Genomic DNA, 17392 nt, shown 5'->3' on the forward strand with positions numbered 1-17392 from the left:
ATGGGCCAGGAGGAGCAGGACCGCTCGGGTTCAGGAGGAGGGACGCTCGACACGCCAGGCCAGGACGACGGCGAAGTCCTTCCCAGCCACGGGGTGCGTCCAGGCTGTGCAGCTCTGGTAGCCGAGCACGGCCAGGTCCTCCTGGAGCCGGCCGACGCCCTCGTGCCAGTGCTCGAAGGCGGCAGCCGCCAGCGAGCCGTCCGCGGCTCGCGCGTGCTCCTTATCCGGGTGCCAGTGCACGCGGGCGCAGGCGTGCGCGCCGGGCGGCCACAGAACGCCGTCCTGCTCCCCGACCACCACCCGGCCGATCTCCGTCCCGCCTTCGCTCTCCCGCTGCCGGGTGAGGTCTCGAAGGGCCCGGCCGACCTCGTCCTCGGGGCTGGGGTCATTCCACCGGTGCCAGCCGTCGACGAAGTTCGGGCGGATCGGCGGCACGCCTGCCCAAGCGCCGGGCGGCGGCCACTCGGCGGGGGTGTCGGGCCCCGGCTCCCAGACCAGCAGGTCCGCGGAGCTGTGCCTGTCCGGGGTCCGGGGCGGCCCGGTCATCGCCGCTCCGAGGCCGAGCCCGTGCAGGACGGCGAGCAGTGCTTCGGTGCTCGCCTGCCAGTGCTTGGCGGCGCCGGCCGGGATGGTCTTCTTGCGGTGGTCCCTCTGGTACGCCGGGTCGGGGTGCCAGAAGACGCGCAGGCAGCCGAGCGCGCCGGGCGGCCACGACTCCGGGCCGGCGCCGGCCGGCTGGCACCAGCCCGTGCCCTCGGTGGTCCGGGTGTAGTGGACCCCGTCCTCCGTGGCGTCCCAGGCGCGGAATCCAGCGCCTTCGAGTTCCTTGCTCAGCCAGCGGACGGCGTCGCGCATGGACAGTTCGGCGATCACGGTGCGTTCCCTGGAGCCGCGGCGGATTGGCGTGCCTGGTGGAGCGCCAGCATCAGCCGGCACGCACCGGCGAGCACGAGCATGTTGTCGACGGTCGTGGGGCCTGGTCTGGCCAGCAGACCGCCGGCGGCGCGCGCCGCGCCTTCGGCCACGGGCTGCAGACGCACGCCCGGGGGCAGCAGCGCGTACTCAGCTTCGACGACGGCGAGGAGCAGCATGAGGTGGCCGATCAGTTCCTCGAAGAGAAGGGTGAGGGCCTGATCGTCGGGCGGCTGGTTCTGCTGGGCCTGGGCGATGTCGTCGGCTCGGCGGACTGCGGCGTCAACAACGGCGACGTCGAGTGGCAGCGTTTCACGAGTGTCGTTCGGTCCGGCTGTTCTTGCTTGTGGGGTCACGTGGGTTCCTGGGGTGGGTAGTTGGCGCCTGCGGTGATGGGGCCGGAGGGCGTGGGGGCGGTTCTTCGAGTCCTCGTGGCGCGGCGTGCGTGAGCTTCGGGCCGTCCCGGTGGCGGCGGTGCCGGCGGGCGTGACGGTGGTCGCCGCTGAGCTCACCCGGCGGGTGGCTGGGGCGGCCGCCCGTCACCGCTTCCTGGCCTTGGGCGGACGGCAGGGGCAGGGGTGGTGACCCGGGAGTTCGCCGATGGCGTGCAGGCCGAAGATCAGGTTGGGGCTGTTCTCCGCACCGAGAGCTTTGCGGAGACGGCGCAGCCGGGCCTTGACGGTGTCCTCGGCGAGGTTGAGCTTGCGCGCGATGGGCCGGACCTCCAGGCCCTCGGCGAGCAGCTCGGCCGTACGTCGCAGCGGTTCGGGGATGCCGTCCTCCGGCGGGCGCAGCCGGGGCGGGACCAGGAGTTGGGTGCGGCAGGCGACGTCGACCGCGTGGGGGCGCCCCGTGGCTCCGAGCGCCTGTACGACGTCGCGGATCGCGTCGGCGCCGGCGCGATCCGGCTCCTTGCTCGTGCGGACGGTCTTCTGGCCTGCGCGCAGCCGCTGGGTGATCCGCTCGGTCGGAATGCCTTGGGCTACCTCGGTCAGTACCAGGTGTTGGCCGTGGGTGAGGGTGAGGGTGCTGGCGCAGTCCGGGCAGGGCAGGCCCGTGAGCAGAGCTTGTCCGGGTTGGGTGAGGGTCATGGTGTGGTGGCCTTGGAATCGGGTTGGCAGGGGCAGGGGTGGGTGTCGGTCAGCAGGCGAACGCCGTGGAGCAGGCGGACGGCCTCGGGCCGGGTGTGCAGGCTGTGCGTGCGCAGGAATCGGCGCAGGCCGTCGTCGACCGCCCGGGCGGTGCGCCCGGTCTGCCTGCCGATCTCGCTGTCGCTCAGGCCCGCGGCCATTCCTTGCAGGGCTGTCAGAGCGCCGTCCGTGGGCGGGTGGACCAGCCGCCGGAAGCCCGGCTCCCGGCGCAGCAGGCCGGCCCGGTAGGCGATGTCGACCGCGTGCGCCAAGTTGGCCGCGTCGAGCCCGGCGGCCAGGGCCTCCAGATCGCCTTCGACCGCGGCCTTGGCGGTGCGCAGGCGTCGGCCGATCATGTACGGGGTGTTCCCGTGCGCGGTGAGGGCGAGCAGCCGGGCTTCGGACTGGGTGGCCAGGAGCCGGGCACCGCAGGCCGAGCAGGGGGCGCCGGCGATCAGAAGCGGCAGCAGACGGCCAGGGCGTACGGCGCGCCTGGCCGGGGTTCTGTGTCGCTGCGGGTACTGGGCCGGGTCGATCAGGAACAGCGACGGCCAGGTCATCGACACCCCCGGCGCTTCGAGATGATCACGAAGGCCCTCCTGCTGTGCAGTGAGGGCAGATGGGGTCCGCGGTGAGCAGCTGGGCCGCGTGAAGGCGGTAGACGGCCGCGGGGCTGCCACAGGTGCCCAGGTGCCTGCGGGTCCGGACGAAGGAGCGGGTGATGCTGTATTCGCTCAGGTAGTGCTGTGCGGCGATCTCGGCGGTGAGGCGCCCGTTGGCATGGCTCTGGAAGATGTCCAGGTCGCTGGCGGGCAGGGGGCGGGCCAGGCAGGTCGGCCGCGGGGCGAGGAGGCCGGCGCGGCAGGCGTGATCGACGGCCTGCGCCCATGTCCGGGCACCGAGCTTCTTCGACAGGCGCCTGAGGTGCAGTTGGACGGTGGAGACGCCGACCCCGGTGTGCCGGGCGATCTGCCGGGTGGACAGGTCGGCGGCCAGCCAGGTCAACAGCTGCGCCTCGGACGGGGCGAGGGTGACCGGAGTGAGGCATGCCTCACATAGCGAGCCGACGGTACAGGCCGTGGGCGTGCTGAACACCTCAGCCGCGGGGCGGTGGTGCTCGCGGGGATGGTGGACCCTGGCGGCCGGGTAGCCGGGCCGCACCGGGGGGTTATCGCGGGCGGTCAGGGCCAGGGTGGGTCCGGGGCGGGTGGTCTCGCTCACGATGCGCCCTCACGAGTACAGGTCGGGCAAGGGGGGCGAGTGCTGTCGAGCAGGCCGGGAACGCCGTGCAGGAGGTAGACGGCGGCCGGGTTGTGCCGCACGCGGGTGCGAGAGCGGGCCGTTGACAAGCGGGCGCAGGCGGTACGGCTGCGGATGCCCTGGTAGTTGGCGATCTGCTGATGGGTGAGGCCCTGGGCGAGGAGCTGGACGGCCTCCAGTACCTCCTCCGGGAACGGCCTGTTCAGCGTGGCGGCCGGTGGAATGAGCAGGCCGGTGCGGCAGGCCGTGTCCACGATCTGCGTCCATGTCCGGGCGCCGGTCTTCTCCCGGAGCGTGAACACCGTGGCGCGGATGGTCTCGGGCCGGCCGCCGATCCGGTCGGCGATCTCGATGGCGTCCAGGTCACCGGCGAGCATCGCCAGTACCTTCGTCTCCCGCTCGGTGAGGTCGATGTAGTGGCGGCACCGGAGGACTCGCGGCTCCTGGACGACGGGCAGCTGCCGCGCCACGGCCGCCGGGCGCAGTGCCGGCACGGTGGCGCTCACCGGGTGCTCCAGCGCCACGGGGCCGGGTGGGCGCCGCGCAGGCACGCCACCTGATGCTCGGCGGCTTGGCGGGTGCGGTCGTCCCGGTGAGCGCCGCGCACCGTCTCCATCACCGCTGTGAGCACCACGGCGTCGCGCACCACCTGGTAGTCGGGCCACGAGCCGATCGGCTCCCGTGCTAGTGGGGAGCCCGAGCAGCTGGCGTAGGTGACGGCGTAGGTCCGCTGGCTTTCCAGGTGGCCGTACAGCAGCTCGCTGCGCCAGCGGGCCGCGACGAGGTCCCACTCCCGGTGGCCCAGGCGCAGCGGGGCGTGCAGGAAGAGGCGGTAGTCCCCGTCGTCGTGGCAGCGTGCCGGCCCCGTGGTGGCGAGGATCACCGTGAGCGGGGTGGGCCACCTGACGTGCTGCCAGTCGGCGCGCACCTTGGCGGTGTGCTCGTACAAGAAGTCGCGGGTGTTGTCGTTCAACGGGGCCTGTTCGAGGCCGTCCAGGAGGTCGTTGAAGGGGTGGTGCTCGCGCAGCCACAGCGCGCCGGCGGGCTTGATGCCGTGCACGGCGGCGGTCACCCGGGCGGCCGCGCCCGGGGCCGGGCGGTACCGTCCGGGGTTGTGCCAGAAGGTGACCGCGCGGCCCTGGCCGACTACGAGGGGGCGGCCGTAGTGGACCGGCACGACGGGGACCCTGCACTCGCGCAGCAGGTCGGCGCAGGCCAGGAGCTCGCACGCTTCCTGCTCGGAGTCGTGGATGACGGCGAGGGCGTCCGAATGGGGCAGTAGCCAGGCGTACTGCGGATGCTCGCCAACCAGCTCGGCCTGGTCGGCGTTGTCCCCGGAGTCCCGGCATGCCTGCGTCAGGGCAGCGTAGGCGGCTTGCACGCCCGCTCGGATCTTGGTGTCGCGGGTGAAGGTGATTAACGCGCCGGTGCGCGGCCCAAAGCTCACAGCGGGTCCTCGGGGGTGCGAAGTCGTAGGGGATGTGGTCCGGGGCAGGCCCCCATTGGCCTGTCCCGGACCGGGCCGGCCCCGGGCCGGGTGGCTCGTGCCGGTACGGGCGGGCCGGGGCAGCATGCCCCTCGACCCCGGCCGCCCGGGTTCGGTCCCGGGGCGGTGCGACGACGGGGTGGGCCGCACCGCCCCGGGGCCACGCCCGCCTCCAGCAGCGGGCGGTCCTTGAGGCGAGGGTCGTCCCGGCCAATGGGGACGGGCGGGACGACCCTCGCGCCGGTGGCCCCCCTCGCCAACGGGGCCACCGGGGTTCGCCGGCCGTCCACCCGACATGGACGACTGGCCGAACGGACCGGCGCCCCGGCGGGGGCGCGCGGTCGGCGGCGGTGAGCGGGACGCCGGTTGGAGCTGCGGCGTTACTCTTCCGCCTCCCCTCGGGTTCGGAGAGGGGGTTGGTGTCCGGTGACGGCCTGTCCGGCGGAACCCAGGCCGCCACCGGAGGTTCTAGGTGGTGTTCACGCCGCCGGTATCCGGCGGCGCAGGACGGGGCGGGCGGGCAGCGTGCCGACCTGCGGCTGGGGTCGCATGGCCCGTACGGTGGTGTCCGCGCGCAGAACCGCGGCCACCAGCGCGGCACCGGGGTCGGCGGCCGCCTCAGTGGAGCCGCATTCGAACCAGACGACCTTCGTGCCGGCGCACTCGTCGACCTTCACGCCCCAGGCGTCGGACAGCGCCCTGACCAAGTTCAGGCCCTGACCGCTGGTCACTGCTTCACCGAAGTGCTCTCGCACGGAAGGCACTTGGTCGCTTTCGTCGGCGACTTCGACGCGAACTGCGGCGCCGGTCCAGGTCGCGGTGACGGTGGACGGCTTTCCGGTGTGGATGGCCGCGTTGGCGATCACCTCACCGGCCAGCAACTCGACGTCTTCGATCCGCTCGTCCAGCAGGTCGAGGCCCCACCGGCGGATGCCGTCGAGGAGGGCCCGGCGCTGCTCGGCGGCGTCCTTCGGCGTTGGGGCTACGTGCAGAACCAGCCGAAGGGGCTGGCGTGGTGCTAACGGTGCGCCCAGCGGTGGGGCAGGGCGCAGTGACTCATTCATGGGAAACCCCCGGTGAGCACGGCGTAGCGATGAATCACCGAGGCTGTGACACAGGCCACTGACGGTGAGTGCGCTGCTACAGTCTCGCACTCAGGGCTGATTTGCAACAGGTGCCGCTACCGTCAATTGACGGTAGCGGCACCTGGCGCTTCCCGTACGGGCGCGGCAGACTTGACGCGGCATCAGTAACGACTGATAGGGGTGTGGCATGGATGATGAGGTCGCGAACGAAGAGCAGGACGACGAGCGGCCCGCCGGCGTGCCGTTCCTCCGACATCTCCTCGGCGGCCGGCTGAGGAGAATCCGCGAGCGCAACAAGCTCACCCGCGAACAGCTCGGGGACGCCCTCGGCCTGTCGGCCGCGATCGTCCGCCGTCTGGAGACCGGCCGGAACATCATCAAAGTTCACGACGTCAACTCGTGGGTCACACAGTTCAACCTGGACCAGGCCACCGCCAACTCGCTCCGGGAGATGGCCAAGCAGAGCAAGGAGCACGGCTGGTGGACGGACGAGGACATGCATCCCTCGTTCAGCGCCCTGGTTGAGGCAGAACGGCTGGCCAAGCTCATCAAGAACTGGGAGCCCAACATTCTGCCGGGGTTGTTGCAGACCGCCGCCTACACCGAAGCCGTCATCGCCCGCGAGCGCTTCCTGATGAAGGCCGACAACCCGCTGCCGCTCGAAAAGGTCGTCGAACGCACCGAGCTACGCAAGCAGGTGCTGTTCAGGGAGAAGGCGCCGCAGGCCCGGTTCATCATCGGCGCCGGCGCCCTGAGCATGCTCGTCGGCGACATCGAGGTGATGAACGGCCAGCTGGAGCATCTGATCGCGGTGTGCGAGCTGGACAACGTCACGCTCCAAGTGCTTACGGCGGAGGCCGGCTACCACGTCGGGGCAGCCGGTTCGTTTGCCGCCTACCTGTTCAGCGACCTGCCTGGCGATGGTGTCGTCTACACCGAACAGAACCTGACATTTGCGGACCGTCTTTCGAATCTCAACCGTCGCAACCGCCAGTTTGAGGTCCTTATGTCCCAGGCGCTCGACCCGGCGGCGACCCGGTCATACTTGCAGGCAACCCTGACGAACAAGACGGGTTGGGGGCAACTGAGAGGATGACCATGCACGACGGCACCACCCTCGACCAGGGCGGCTACGGCTGGGCGAAGTCCAGCTACTCGGCCGGTGAGAACGGCAACTGCGTCGAGGTCGGCCGGACCCCGGCCGGCACCATCCCGGTGCGTGACACCAAGCAGGACCGGCGCGGCCCCGTCCTGGCGTTCTCCCCCGCGGCGTTCCAGACTTTCGTCGACGCCGTCAAGGCGGGCGAGTTCCCGGTTCAGCTGTAACGGGTGATGAGAGGTGGGTGGACCCTGGCGAAAGAGCCGCCGGGGTCCACCCACCTCTTCCATACCACCTGGCTGCGACAATGAACGCAAGTAGCCTCGCAACAATTCTGGCTAGCCCACCGTCATCGTCAACTGACGCCTGACCGGCCCCTACGCGATGAGGCCCATGCGGCGGTGGCTGAACAGGTCCTCGGGCTCGTACAGGGCCATGAGGGCGCCATCCGCGCGGTCGGGGCTGGAGACACCACGGGCCCGCATCGCCTTCTTCGACTCGACCACCGACGCGCCGGTGCTGTTGGTCGACAGGTTCGGTGAGGAGAGCTGGACTGCACAGGCGTGGTCGACGCGCAGGCGCAGCCGGGCCTGGCCGGTGGCGGGATCGGGTTGGAGTAGCGCCCGGCCGGCGAGCCACATCTCGTCCCGCTTCCGGTAGGGGCGCATCAGCTGGGCCGGATCGTCGCGTTCGGGGTCGATGTTCTCCGACACCATCACGCCCACGACCTCGGCCTGGTGTCGGCCATCCTCACCCCAGCGTTCGAGCATGCTGGTGACGCCGTGCCCGAGGCCGTTGCGGTCGACCTTGACCCGGACCGGGGCCCGGCTGCCGAGCGCGGCCGCCAGGCGCTGCGCCCGGAGGATCTCCTGTTCCACCCTCTCGGCGACGTCGACCTGGTTCAGGTTGATCTGGCCGCTGGAGGCGTGCCGCTGCTCCAGGGCGTCGCCGACGACCCGGTAGATCGTCACCTCGTCGCCGCCGTCTGCGGCGACGTCGACGCCGAGTCGGACCCACGATCCGCGGCGCACCGTGTGGGTGGCGGTCTCGCCGACCAGGCCGAGCTGATCAAGGCGGACCCAGTCCCGTCCTTCCGGGTCGTCAGTGTCCTGAGCTGCTTCGATCCAAGCGAGCGGGATTGCTTTGGAGCTGCCGCCCTTGGGGAAGCGCGCGTACACCTTCGCCTGGACGTACGGGTGCTCCTCGCCGTACTCGCGGAGGGTCCGGTCGACCCAGTCCATGTTCGGCAGGTGCTCAGCGAGAGAGTGCCGGGCGCCGCCGGGTGGGCAGTCCTGGCAGTACGGGACGCGTTCCAGGGTGATCGCTGGCGAGTCGAGGACCCGGATCGGGATCGTGGTGGTCGTCGGCTCTTCGGGGTCGTCGCCTTCGTCGCACAGTAGTTCGAACCAGGAACGGGGGTCGTCGGCGGGCGGGTTGCCGATCGCGAGCATCCGGGCGTCGCCGGTGAGGAGGTTGTTGGTGCCGTTGCCGATGGTGCGGGCGATGCCGCCGGCCTCGTCCACCACGATGAGCAGCTTCGGGGTGCCGTGGATGCCCTGCATCGCGGCTTCGTCGTTCTCAGGCGCCGTGAAGCCGTACGCGACGACGACGTCGTTGCCCCAGGTGTCTGGGATCTTCCACTGGGTGGTGTCGCACCAGCCGGGGAGGGCGCCGCGGGCGACGACCTTGCGGATGTGCGGCCAGAGCTGGTTCCTGACCTGGCGGAAGCGGGTGGCGGTGGTGACGATGACGGCGGTGCCGGGCGGGTTGACGCAGCCCATCCACGCGACGAGGCGGCCGGCGAGCCAGGTCTTGCCGACGCCGAATCCGGCGGGGACGGCGGTGCGCTTGTAGCGGGCGACGGCGTCGAGGACGTCGCGTTGCTTGGACCAGATCGTCTCGCCGAGGACGTCTTCGACGAACGCGGACGGGCTGTCGTGCCACAGGCCGTACAGGGTGCCCTGCTCGCGGCGGACTTCGCGGACGACGTAGCCGAGTTCGCGGGTGGTGAGGGTCTTGACGGTGGCGCGCCGGGCCGCGATGGGTGCGCGCAGGAGGAGGTCGGCGACGTTCGCGGCGTCGCGGGAGCGCACGCCCTGGCCGGTGGTGCGGGCGGTTTCCGCGAGCACGTCGGCGGTGGCGGTGCGCAGCGGCGCGGCGGTGGTCGACATGGCGGGCACTGTGGCCGCCGAGCACGCCTTGCGTCCCGCTTCGCTCTGGGCAGCGGCCGTGGGCGGCGGGCCTTCTTCGACGGCTTCGGGGCGCCGCCGCTGCGCAGGGCCTCGTAGCGCTGCTCCCCGGGCCGGCGTGCGGCGGCCCGGGAAGCAGCGGGGTGGGGGTGTGGAGTGACCCTCACATCGTGGTGTACGAGCGGGGACCGGGAAGCGTTACACCTGGTCGGTGGTCTTGGCGGCGCGCTTGGCGGTCTTCCCGGCGCGCTGTGCTTCGTCGTGGCGGGCGCGGGCCTGCTCGATGAGCACGCGGTAGGTCTGCAGGTCGGTGAGCGCCTTGTCGACGGGCAGCTGAGCGATGCCGTGTTCGTGGGCGATGCGGGCGCGGGTGGGGCCGTTGACGGGCGGTTCCGGGGTGTCCTGGCCGGCACGGTGGTGCTGGCCGAGGGCGGCGGTCCACACCTCGTCCCACTGCTCGCGGGTGTAGCCGAGCGCGCGGGGCATCGAGCGGATGCGGCCGCCGCCGTACGCCCACAGTGACAGCGCGGCCTGGTGGCGCAGCTGGGTGTACTCGGTGATCTCCTGCTGGGCGGTGCGGGCGATCTCGGCGGCGCGGCGGGCGCGGTCGGCGGGGGCGAGGCCGTCGAGTTCGGCGGCGACCAGGCGCACGGCTTCCTGATGGGCGGCTTCGGCGTCGGCCTGCTTGGCTTCGTCGGCTGCTCGCTTCGTTCGTTCCCCGACCGTGCCGGTGGCGCTCATCCCGACTTCCGCGACGATGGCCTCGTGGCCCATCGAGTACGGGGGGCGGCTGAGCACGAGGATCGCGGCGTCGCGGAACTTCACGGCTTCGTCGCGGCGGGCCTGGGCCTGCACGGTGAGCACGCCGTACTTCGCGACCTGGTCGAGGGCCTTGTCGACGGGGAGTTCGGCGATGCCAGCGGCCCGGGCGGCTTCGACGCGGTCGGGGCCGGCCTTGGGGGTGGGCGGCGGGGTGGCGGCGCCGGTGATCGCCCAGCCGAACGCTCCGGCCTGGATGCGGGTCCACTGCATGCGGGTGCAGCCCATGCTCTGCTCCAGGCCCCGGGTGCGGTGCCCCTCGTACGCCCACAGGGACAGCGCGGCGCGGTCCCGCCGCTTCTTGTTCTTGGGGAGTTCGGTGTCGGCCTGGTCGATGATGGCGACGGCGCGGCGGGCCCGCGTCAGGGGGTCGGCGATCGCGCCGAGGTCGGCGGCGACGGCGTCGGCCGCGTCCTGGCGGACCTGCGCGAAGTCGGGGCGCTCGGGGTAGACGAACGGGGCCTTGGTCATGGTGGTGGGAGCTCCTGCACAGTCACGGTGGAGTGTGCGGCTGGGGCATCCCCATCACCGACCCGTTAACTGTAACACCCGCAATGATGCCCCCGGTCGGGGTCGGGTCCGCCGGGCAGGTGGTCAGGTCGGGCAGCCGGCGAGGGCCTTCATGAGCGCTGCGCGCTGCGCGTCGGTGACCCCGAGCTCCCAGCGGGCCTTCGTGCGGGCGTAGCCGGCCGCGTAGGCGCACTCGGCGGCCTTGCCGCCCGAGGGCTTCCACTGATCGGGGCCGCGGCTGCCCTTGCCCCGGTTGACGGCGGGCAGGGTGGGGACCAGGTTGTCGTCGTCGTTGCTGAACTGGTGGCGCCACTGCTCGGTCCAGGTGTTCGCGCCGGACGCCCACGCGTCCTGGAGGGCGACTCGGTGGTCGACGTCGATGTGCTCGACGCCGGTGACGACGCTGGTGCCGCTGTAGGGGTCGGTGAGGCGGCCGGACAGGACGATCGTGCACTCGGCGGGGCGCTGCGGGGCGGTGACCTGCTCGGTGAGGGTGCGCAGCAGGGCGGCTTGGCGGGCGTTGCAGCCGTCGCCGTCGAGGTCTTCCCAGGTGCCGAACAGGTCACGGTCGTAGCCGGGGGCGGGGGCGGTGACGGCGGCGGGGAGGGCGGCGACGAGTCGCTGGTCGTCGGTGAGGGGCGCGGCCGGCGGGGAGGCGATGGCGCAGGTGGCGGTGATGGCGAGCGCGGCGGCGGCGCGGGCGGCAAGGCGGGTGGCGGGCAGCGGGGGCTCCTCGGGTCGGTGGCGGACGGTTCTACGTGCGCGGCGGCCGCGTACGGTCGGCGCCGCCGGGCAGGAGGTGGGCCGTCACGGCGACGGGCCAGAACACGATCAGGATCGCGAGCAGCAACAGCGCCGGAACCGGCCGGAAGTCGACGGCGAGCGCCAGGGAGGGCGTCCGGCGGACGGCCACGGGCGCGGCCAGCGTCAGCAGCACGATGCCGATCCCCCACACGGCCGTCATCGCGGCCGCTGCATCATCCACCTCAACTCACCTTTCCTGGTGCCTGGTTGGACGTTCCGCGCCCGAGGGCTGGCCGGCCGGTGCTGAGCGTAGCGGCGCTGTTCCGGGCGGGCGGGCAGGCGCAGTCGGCGTACGGTTCCCCGCAACCGGGGCAAAGCTGGTGGCGGGGGCACTCGCCGTCCGGGTGGGCGGCGCGGATGCACGGCAGGACGCTCACCGGGCGGCCCGGGCGGTGAGGACGACCGGCACGCCGAGGGTGCGGGAGGTGCCGTCCGTCTCCAGAGTGCGCAGTTCCCCGGTGGGGTAGCGCACGGGGACGTGGGCGGGGTCGGTGGGTCGGCGGACCTTCCAGCCGGCGGCGTACGAGGCGGCGGGGTTCGCCTCGAACCACATGTTGCACGCCTGGCAGGCCGTGACGAGGTTCGTCGGGTGGTTGATCGCGGGGTCGCTGCTGCCGCCCATGGCCCGGTTGGTGCGGTGCTGGATGGTCAGGGTGTTGCCGGTGCCGCACCGTACACACTGGTGGCCGTCCCGGGCGTAGACCAGGGTGCGGACGGCCGGGGTGGGGCCGGTGTTGCGGGGGCGGGTGCGCAGCGCGGTCACGAGGGTGGGGGCTCCGTTCACCTCGGGCGCGGGCGGCCCGAGGTGACGGGGAGAGTGCAGGCCGGCGGCGTCTTGTGTCACCCGCTGGTCGGCCAGCCGCGTACGTCGACGTTGACGACCTCGGGGTTCTCGGTGGTCTGGGTGTGCTTGGCGGGGTCGAGGTGGTCGTGCCAGAGCTCGGGGTAGTCGTTGAGCCAGCCGGTGAGGGTGTGCTGTTCGTCGGAGAGGTCGTGCTGTTCGTCGTCGCAGAACTCGATCAGCTCGATCGGGACTTCGTCGAGGGGCAGGTCCAGGGCGTAGACGGTCGTCTCGATCACGGTCAGGCCGAGGGTGAGCGGCGCGGTGCCGGGGGCCTGGGCGGGCCTTGGACCGGTGGCGGTCGCCGTCACGGTGGTGGTGGGGGTGGGTATGGTCAAGGGGGCTCCCTGCTGGTCGGTGTCCGTGCAGGGGAGCAGCCCGGGGGCGCTTGCGTCCCGGCCGGCGGCCGCTGGCCGGGGACGCCGGGGGCGGGCGCGCTGCTGCGCCCCGGCGGATGGGCCGGGGCGCAGCGGGGTGGCGGTTCGGGTCGCCGTCCGGAGCGGGGCTATGTCCGGTCTTCGGTGGTGAACTTGCCGCAGGCGACGGTGAGTTCCTCGTATTCGTGATGGAGAACCCCGGTGTCGATGTGCTCGGCCCGGTGCTGGGAGCAGCGGGTGCAGATCACTCGGTCGGGGCGGGTGAACGGGCGGAAGTCCGATGTGCAGCTCGTGCGGTGGCCGGGGGTGTTCTCGTGGTCGGGGCGGCCGGTGTGCTCGCTCTTCCAGTGCAGGCACTCGGCGCACAGCGGCTTGTCGGTGTCGGTGGGGGTGGCGGTGTGCTCCTGGGCGTCCGGGCCGGCGCCGGTGGTGTAGCGGACGGCGCAGTTACGCAGTAGGACCGCCTGGCCGCCGGCGTCGAGGCTGTCGGCGAGGAAGCGGCGCAGCCGCATCGCGGACACCTCCGCCGTGGCGGTGGTGCTGGGGATGGCGGGGGTGATCGTGTAGGCGGTGCATCCGGTGTGCTGGGCGATGGTGTCGTAGGTGATCACGTCGAGCAGGTTCATGGTGGTGTCCAGGGGTTAGTACGAGGCGACGGTCACGCCGTTGACGATCAGGGTCATGGGGAGTTCGTCGCCCGGCTGGGTGAGCAACGCGGGGTCCGCATCCTCGGTGTGGATGGAGACGATGAAGGTGCCGTCCGGGTCGACGAAGGCCGCCGTGTCGACGCCGCCGACGCGCAGGAGGGGGATGCCGCCCGGTTCGCCGTTGGCGGGCACGAACTCGGCGTCGTCCTGGTAGTGCTGGTGGCGGTGTTCGTCTTCGGGGGTGAAGTCGCCGCAGGCGTCGACGATGGCGTGCAGCGGCTCGTGTTCCTTGCGCCAGCAGCCGCAGTGGGCGCACTCCTGCATGTCCGTGCTGGTCCAGCTTGCGGTGGGCGACGTGCCGGTGATCTGGTGGCCGCCGTCGCTGGTCGGGTCGATGCGGGCTTCGATGCCGAGCGCGCGCAGTACGTCGACGGCGGTCCGGAAGTTGGCGGGCGGCTGTGTGGTGGGCGTGGTCACGGTTGTTCCTTCGCTGCTGGTCAGCGGGTGATGGCGGCGGCGAGGCGGACGCCTCGGTGGGCGCGGGCGGCCGTGTGGGCGAGGACGGTGGAGGAACCGGCGGTCGCCCAGCCGCACGGGCAGGTCACCGTGACGTGGCCGGTGGTGCTGCTGACCGTGGTGGTGTCGTGCTCGTGGAGGGCCAGGAGGAGGTGCCCGAGGAACGTCACCTCGACGGGCGCGTCCGCCTCGCCGGTGGTGGCGATGAGGCCCCGTTCCAGGAGCAGCGCCGTCTGCTTCGGCCCGATGATGGTGGCCCGCAGGGCGATGCGCGGGCGGCCGAAGCGGTCGACTCGGCAGCCCGTCTCGCTGCTGTCGATGATCTGCCGCAGGTCGGCGGCGGCGCTGGCGGAGCGGCGGAACGGCTCGGCCGGTTCGATCGCAGCGGTCAGCGCGGGTGCGCCCTTCCGGTCGAAGCGGCGCAGGGTGAGCCTGGCGTTGCTGTACAGCTCGATGCCGAAGTTCCAGTAGGCGGCCTGGTCGACCAGGTCGCGGGCGGCGGGTTCGGTCAGCGGCCTGGTCTGCGGGCGCTGGGCGGGGTTGTGGCGGGTGATGGTCTCGCGGAAGGCGGCGGCCGGCTGCGGGGCGGTGCTGGTGCATCGGCAGGCGCAGGAGCAGCGGGCGCAGGTGGGGCAGGCCGGGGTGTCGGGGTCGCAGCAGCAGCTGCACAGGCCGGTGCGGTCGCAGACGCAGGCGGCGGGAGGTTCGGCGTCGGGCCGGTCGAGGCAGGCGAGCAGCGCGGCGGCCCCGCTGATGTTGCGTTCGCCGATCGTGAGGTCGTACCGGCCGTCCGGGCGGGCCGTCAGGTCGGCCTCAGGGTCGTCGTGGTACTGCCGCAGGTCGTAGGCCCCGGGGGCGAGGTAGCGGACGCTGTTGGGGTCCGGGTTGCCGCCGGGACCGTGGTCGTGGCGCAGGTGCGCGGTGTCCTGGCAGTAGGCGGCGCAGAGGCGGTCGGCGGTGGCCGCGTCGACTCCGATGAGGACAACCTTGGCGTCCCAGCCGGCATGCACGATGACAGTGCCGCTGTGCTCGCTGGTGTCCCACGTCGCGACGGTGCGGATCGCGGTGGATCGGGCGGGGTCGACGGTGAGGCCGGGGCGGTAGGTGGTGAGCAGCGCGACGACTTCGTCGCCAGCGGTGCGCAGCACGGCGTTCAGGCGGGCGTCGGGCGCGGCCGGGGGGATGGTCATCGGGTCTGCTCCGGGGCGTGGTGGATGGCGACGAGGTGGACGTCCTCGGCGGTGAAGTCGCGGGGGTTGGAGATCATCACCGGGAGGTCGGCGAGGGTGGAGTAGCCGGGGGTGATCCGGGAGCGCTGCGCACGGAGCTGGGGGTCGTCGCCGACCCGGTAGATGACCCGGACCTTGTAGGGCTCGCCCTTGTCGTGGGTGTCGGCGAGCGAGGTGGTCGCGGCGTCGATGATGCGGGTGTTCACGCTGGTGGTCTTTCTGCTGTGCGGGCCGGGCGCTCGGTCCGGGGGGCGGGATCGCCTCGTCGGCGGGCCAGGGCCTTCGGCATGGGGTGTACGGGGGCGGCGGTGGTTGTGTCGCGCGCCTCGGGGCCGGGTGCTGCGCCCCGCCGGGGTGGGCGGGGCGCAGCACTGGCGCGGGGGTCAGAGGGCGGCGGTTTCCTCTTCGGTGAGGTAGTAGCCGTTGTTCATGTAGTGCTGCTGGGAGGCCGGGCTGCGGAAGTCGATCGGGTCGAGCGGGATCTTGTCGATCAGTCGTTCGAGGTTGGCGACGGTGAGCGCCTGCCCGGGGTACGGGAGGATCAGGACCGGCTCGTCGGCGGGCCACGGGTCGCAGGAGTGCCAGGGGCTGCCGTTGGCGAGGACGACGGTGCCCTCGGGGCCCTGCACTTCGTCGAGGCCGCACACGCCGCAGCCGCAGGCCGGGTCGTACGGCTCGGGGAGGGCGACGTAGGCGCCGCCGTGGAAGTAGTCGGCGAGCGGCATGCGGCGGCCGCCGCTGGCGGGCTGGAACGCGGAGACGATCAGGTCACCGGCCTTGACCTGGTCGGCGCGGACGACGCGCAGCAGTTCGCAGGTGAGCGCGGGCTTGGCAAGCAGGAACTCGGTGGTCTTGGTGACGATGACCGGGTGGAAGTCGGCGTGGTGGGTGCTCACGGTGATGGGTCCTCAGCGGTTGGGGGGTGCCCCGTTCGGGGCGGGGCACCCGGGGCGGGGCTGGCTCAGTTGGTCGTCGCGAGCGGGGCGTAGGTGGCCGGGTGCTCGGGGAGGTCCCATCCGTGCGGCTGGAAGTCGCGCAGGATCGGGTTGAGCCAGTCGGGCCGGTTGTCGGGCTGGCGGCTGAGGAGGTCGAGGTAGACGCGTTCGCCGGCGGCGTCGAGGCCGACCAGATGGGCGGTGAGCTTGTAGTTCCCGCCGGGCTGTCCGTCGTAGGTGAGGGTGAGCGTGAGGGGGTTGACCGGGCCGTCCGTGGTGATGGAGAGGCCGAACTCGCTGACGTCGAGCAGCAGCTTGTAGGTCTGGGATGTGGCCTTGGGCGTGGGCATTCGGGTGTCCTTTCGATGGTGTGGGGTGCTCTCCCCAACGAGCACAACTGTATCATCGGCAATGATTATTTGCCTAGGTTTCGGCCCCGCCCCCGCTCTGAGGTGCGGGGCGCAGCCGGCGGCCGCGATCACCTGAGGTCGAAGGTCAGATCGGGATCGGTGTCTTCGTCGTCCTCGATCGGCGCGACGCCGACCAGCGCCCCCAGAGCGTCCCGCAGGGGCCGGAAGTCGCTGAGGTTGATGGTCAGCCAGGCGGAGCCGCCGCACCGGAACCGGATCTTCGAGCGGTCGTAAGCAAGCCTGCCGGCCGGGCCTCCCACCCGTTCCGCCGGGATGTCGACCTCCGTCACCGGCACGCCGGCGACCTCGATGCCCTTCAACGCGCCGCGCATGGCCGCCTTCACGTCGTCGAGGTAGTACGCCTCCAGCTTCTCGTTGACGAAGTAGCGCAAGCGGCGCAGCTCCGGGGCAGGAAGCCGCTCCAGGCCGAAGGCGCTGAGGCCCGCGCCGGCCGGGCCGGGGTCGTCGGTCAGACAGAGGGGGCATCCGTCCTGCTCGGGCTGGTGGTACTCCAGCACGCGGGCGGCGATGTGGGAGCGGACGGCTTCGGGTGCACGGCGCGCGGCCGCCATGGCCTGCTGCGCCCACGCGTGGGGCTGGAGTTCCTCGTACGGCCCGGAGTCGAGGACGTGGAAGCGGACGAGCGGTTCGGTGTCGCTGTGCATGTGGTTTCGCCAGTGGATCGGCGACCCGTTGACGAACACCCGGACGTTCGTCTCGCCCGCGTCGTCGTCCTGGTCGAAGACGATATCGATGCGCGGGACCGCCGAGGGGTCCGGGCCGGGGTTGGCGGTGCGGGGGCCGGCCGGGGCCAGGCATTCGACCAGGGCGGCGAGTTCGGACGGCAGCAGGCACGCGGCCAGGCTGGCGAGGTCGGACGGCAGGGCGTTGGACATGGCGTGGTCCTCGGGGTGATGGGTGGTCAAAACAGCGGGTTGTCGGGCGTCGGGGTCGGGCGGGGCTTGGGCGGGGCGGCGGCCGGCCGGGGCGGGGCGGGCGCGCCGAACAGGGCCTCGGTGCCGAAGTCGTCGGCGACGGCGGGCACCGGGCGGTCGGCGGCCGGCGCGGCGAACAGCGGCGGCGCGACGTCGGCGTCGAAGTCGGCGGGCTGCATGCGCGTCCAGTCCGGCACGGGCGGTCTCC

At 72.2% G+C, this 17392-nt stretch carries 24 protein-coding genes; 2 read left to right on the forward strand and 22 right to left on the reverse strand.

Annotated features, from left to right (window positions below; all coding sequences use genetic code 11):
• Positions 1 to 30: 30 nt before the first annotated feature.
• From ACPC54_RS30425 to ACPC54_RS30460, 8 genes are all read right to left on the reverse strand, one after another.
• The gene (locus ACPC54_RS30425) at positions 31 to 873 is read right to left on the reverse strand and encodes a hypothetical protein (protein WP_498969391.1); all 843 of its coding nucleotides are present in this window, start codon (positions 871 to 873) and stop codon (positions 31 to 33) included.
• Positions 870 to 1268, reverse strand: coding sequence for a DUF6415 family natural product biosynthesis protein (locus ACPC54_RS30430; protein WP_498969392.1), 399 nt, complete (start codon positions 1266 to 1268; stop codon positions 870 to 872). The genes ACPC54_RS30425 and ACPC54_RS30430 overlap by 4 nt, the downstream gene beginning before the upstream one ends.
• A 183-nt stretch (positions 1269 to 1451) precedes the next feature.
• On the reverse strand, positions 1452 to 2003 hold the full coding sequence (locus ACPC54_RS30435) for a LuxR C-terminal-related transcriptional regulator (RefSeq protein WP_498969394.1): 552 nt from the start codon (positions 2001 to 2003) through the stop codon (positions 1452 to 1454).
• On the reverse strand, positions 2000 to 2602 hold the full coding sequence (locus ACPC54_RS30440; protein WP_498969396.1) for a hypothetical protein: 603 nt from the start codon (positions 2600 to 2602) through the stop codon (positions 2000 to 2002). Before ACPC54_RS30440 ends, ACPC54_RS30435 begins: the two co-directional genes overlap by 4 nt.
• 25 nt (positions 2603 to 2627) lie before the next feature.
• A complete protein-coding gene (locus ACPC54_RS30445) occupies positions 2628 to 3263 on the reverse strand; it encodes a LuxR C-terminal-related transcriptional regulator (protein ID WP_498969398.1) in 636 nt (211 codons plus the stop codon).
• The gene (locus tag ACPC54_RS30450) at positions 3260 to 3808 is read right to left on the reverse strand and encodes a hypothetical protein (RefSeq protein WP_498969400.1); all 549 of its coding nucleotides are present in this window, start codon (positions 3806 to 3808) and stop codon (positions 3260 to 3262) included. Before ACPC54_RS30450 ends, ACPC54_RS30445 begins: the two co-directional genes overlap by 4 nt.
• Positions 3805 to 4749: a hypothetical protein gene (locus tag ACPC54_RS30455; RefSeq protein ID WP_498969402.1), complete on the reverse strand. Its 945-nt coding sequence runs from the start codon at positions 4747 to 4749 to the stop codon at positions 3805 to 3807. The genes ACPC54_RS30450 and ACPC54_RS30455 overlap by 4 nt, the downstream gene beginning before the upstream one ends.
• Positions 4750 to 5267: 518 nt before the next feature.
• Positions 5268 to 5852, reverse strand: a complete 585-nt coding sequence (locus ACPC54_RS30460) for an ATP-binding protein (RefSeq protein WP_498969403.1) — start codon at positions 5850 to 5852, stop codon at positions 5268 to 5270.
• Between the two features lie 208 nt (positions 5853 to 6060).
• On the opposite strand from ACPC54_RS30460, the gene ACPC54_RS30465 reads away from it, so the two are divergent.
• Positions 6061 to 6969 (forward strand): helix-turn-helix domain-containing protein, encoded by a 909-nt coding sequence (locus tag ACPC54_RS30465; RefSeq protein ID WP_498969405.1) that lies wholly within the window; start codon positions 6061 to 6063, stop codon positions 6967 to 6969.
• Positions 6966 to 7199, forward strand: a complete 234-nt coding sequence (locus tag ACPC54_RS30470) for a DUF397 domain-containing protein (RefSeq protein ID WP_498969406.1) — start codon at positions 6966 to 6968, stop codon at positions 7197 to 7199. Before ACPC54_RS30465 ends, ACPC54_RS30470 begins: the two co-directional genes overlap by 4 nt.
• 150 nt (positions 7200 to 7349) lie before the next feature.
• Here the strand turns inward: ACPC54_RS30470 and ACPC54_RS30475 are convergent, their stop codons facing one another.
• The 14 genes from ACPC54_RS30475 to ACPC54_RS30540 all read right to left on the reverse strand — a co-directional run bounded on the left by ACPC54_RS30475 (position 7350) and on the right by ACPC54_RS30540 (position 17381).
• Positions 7350 to 9143: a hypothetical protein gene (locus ACPC54_RS30475; protein WP_498969408.1), complete on the reverse strand. Its 1794-nt coding sequence runs from the start codon at positions 9141 to 9143 to the stop codon at positions 7350 to 7352.
• Positions 9144 to 9359: 216 nt separating this feature from the next.
• Positions 9360 to 10451 carry a hypothetical protein gene (locus ACPC54_RS30480; RefSeq protein WP_498969410.1) on the reverse strand — a complete coding sequence of 364 codons (1092 nt, stop codon included), beginning with the start codon at positions 10449 to 10451 and terminating at the stop codon, positions 9360 to 9362.
• 123 nt (positions 10452 to 10574) lie between these two features.
• Complete coding sequence (locus tag ACPC54_RS30485) at positions 10575 to 11213, reverse strand: GmrSD restriction endonuclease domain-containing protein (RefSeq protein WP_498969532.1); 639 nt, start codon at positions 11211 to 11213, stop codon at positions 10575 to 10577.
• Positions 11214 to 11244: 31 nt separating this feature from the next.
• Positions 11245 to 11475, reverse strand: coding sequence for a hypothetical protein (locus ACPC54_RS30490; RefSeq protein WP_498969412.1), 231 nt, complete (start codon positions 11473 to 11475; stop codon positions 11245 to 11247).
• Between the two features lie 192 nt (positions 11476 to 11667).
• A complete protein-coding gene (locus ACPC54_RS30495) occupies positions 11668 to 12057 on the reverse strand; it encodes an HNH endonuclease (protein WP_350882137.1) in 390 nt (129 codons plus the stop codon).
• Between the two features lie 77 nt (positions 12058 to 12134).
• Positions 12135 to 12473 (reverse strand): hypothetical protein, encoded by a 339-nt coding sequence (locus ACPC54_RS30500; RefSeq protein ID WP_498969415.1) that lies wholly within the window; start codon positions 12471 to 12473, stop codon positions 12135 to 12137.
• 167 nt (positions 12474 to 12640) lie between these two features.
• Complete coding sequence (locus ACPC54_RS30505) at positions 12641 to 13138, reverse strand: hypothetical protein (RefSeq protein ID WP_498969416.1); 498 nt, start codon at positions 13136 to 13138, stop codon at positions 12641 to 12643.
• 15 nt (positions 13139 to 13153) lie between these two features.
• The gene (locus ACPC54_RS30510; protein ID WP_498969417.1) at positions 13154 to 13636 is read right to left on the reverse strand and encodes a hypothetical protein; all 483 of its coding nucleotides are present in this window, start codon (positions 13634 to 13636) and stop codon (positions 13154 to 13156) included.
• Positions 13637 to 13656: 20 nt separating this feature from the next.
• Positions 13657 to 14865, reverse strand: a complete 1209-nt coding sequence (locus tag ACPC54_RS30515; RefSeq protein ID WP_498969418.1) for a hypothetical protein — start codon at positions 14863 to 14865, stop codon at positions 13657 to 13659.
• A complete protein-coding gene (locus ACPC54_RS30520) occupies positions 14862 to 15110 on the reverse strand; it encodes a hypothetical protein (protein WP_498969420.1) in 249 nt (82 codons plus the stop codon). The genes ACPC54_RS30515 and ACPC54_RS30520 overlap by 4 nt, the downstream gene beginning before the upstream one ends.
• A gap of 177 nt (positions 15111 to 15287) precedes the next feature.
• Complete coding sequence (locus ACPC54_RS30525; protein WP_498969421.1) at positions 15288 to 15800, reverse strand: hypothetical protein; 513 nt, start codon at positions 15798 to 15800, stop codon at positions 15288 to 15290.
• A gap of 65 nt (positions 15801 to 15865) precedes the next feature.
• Positions 15866 to 16189 carry a hypothetical protein gene (locus ACPC54_RS30530; RefSeq protein ID WP_498969423.1) on the reverse strand — a complete coding sequence of 108 codons (324 nt, stop codon included), beginning with the start codon at positions 16187 to 16189 and terminating at the stop codon, positions 15866 to 15868.
• A gap of 128 nt (positions 16190 to 16317) precedes the next feature.
• Positions 16318 to 17145 carry a hypothetical protein gene (locus ACPC54_RS30535; protein WP_498969425.1) on the reverse strand — a complete coding sequence of 276 codons (828 nt, stop codon included), beginning with the start codon at positions 17143 to 17145 and terminating at the stop codon, positions 16318 to 16320.
• Between the two features lie 26 nt (positions 17146 to 17171).
• Positions 17172 to 17381 carry a hypothetical protein gene (locus ACPC54_RS30540; protein WP_498969427.1) on the reverse strand — a complete coding sequence of 70 codons (210 nt, stop codon included), beginning with the start codon at positions 17379 to 17381 and terminating at the stop codon, positions 17172 to 17174.
• Positions 17382 to 17392: the final 11 nt, after the last annotated feature.

This window comes from Kitasatospora sp. NPDC094028, from assembly GCF_049543595.1.
Taxonomy (GTDB): domain Bacteria; phylum Actinomycetota; class Actinomycetes; order Streptomycetales; family Streptomycetaceae; genus Kitasatospora.

Bases quoted from the DNA above. Each gene is read 5' to 3' on its own strand.
- ACPC54_RS30440 (WP_498969396.1), bottom strand. From the start codon at position 2,602: ATGACCTGGCCGTCGCTGTTCCTGATCGACCCGGCCCAGTACCCGCAG.
- ACPC54_RS30480 (WP_498969410.1), bottom strand. From the start codon at position 10,451: ATGACCAAGGCCCCGTTCGTCTACCCCGAGCGCCCCGACTTCGCGCAG.
- ACPC54_RS30530 (WP_498969423.1), bottom strand. From the start codon at position 16,189: ATGCCCACGCCCAAGGCCACATCCCAGACCTACAAGCTGCTGCTCGAC.
- ACPC54_RS30435 (WP_498969394.1), bottom strand. From the start codon at position 2,003: ATGACCCTCACCCAACCCGGACAAGCTCTGCTCACGGGCCTGCCCTGC.
- ACPC54_RS30470 (WP_498969406.1), top strand. From the start codon at position 6,966: ATGACCATGCACGACGGCACCACCCTCGACCAGGGCGGCTACGGCTGG.
- ACPC54_RS30475 (WP_498969408.1), bottom strand. From the start codon at position 9,143: ATGTCGACCACCGCCGCGCCGCTGCGCACCGCCACCGCCGACGTGCTC.
- ACPC54_RS30515 (WP_498969418.1), bottom strand. From the start codon at position 14,865: ATGACCATCCCCCCGGCCGCGCCCGACGCCCGCCTGAACGCCGTGCTG.
- ACPC54_RS30465 (WP_498969405.1), top strand. From the start codon at position 6,061: ATGGATGATGAGGTCGCGAACGAAGAGCAGGACGACGAGCGGCCCGCC.
- ACPC54_RS30535 (WP_498969425.1), bottom strand. From the start codon at position 17,145: ATGTCCAACGCCCTGCCGTCCGACCTCGCCAGCCTGGCCGCGTGCCTG.
- ACPC54_RS30505 (WP_498969416.1), bottom strand. From the start codon at position 13,138: ATGAACCTGCTCGACGTGATCACCTACGACACCATCGCCCAGCACACC.
- ACPC54_RS30460 (WP_498969403.1), bottom strand. From the start codon at position 5,852: ATGAATGAGTCACTGCGCCCTGCCCCACCGCTGGGCGCACCGTTAGCA.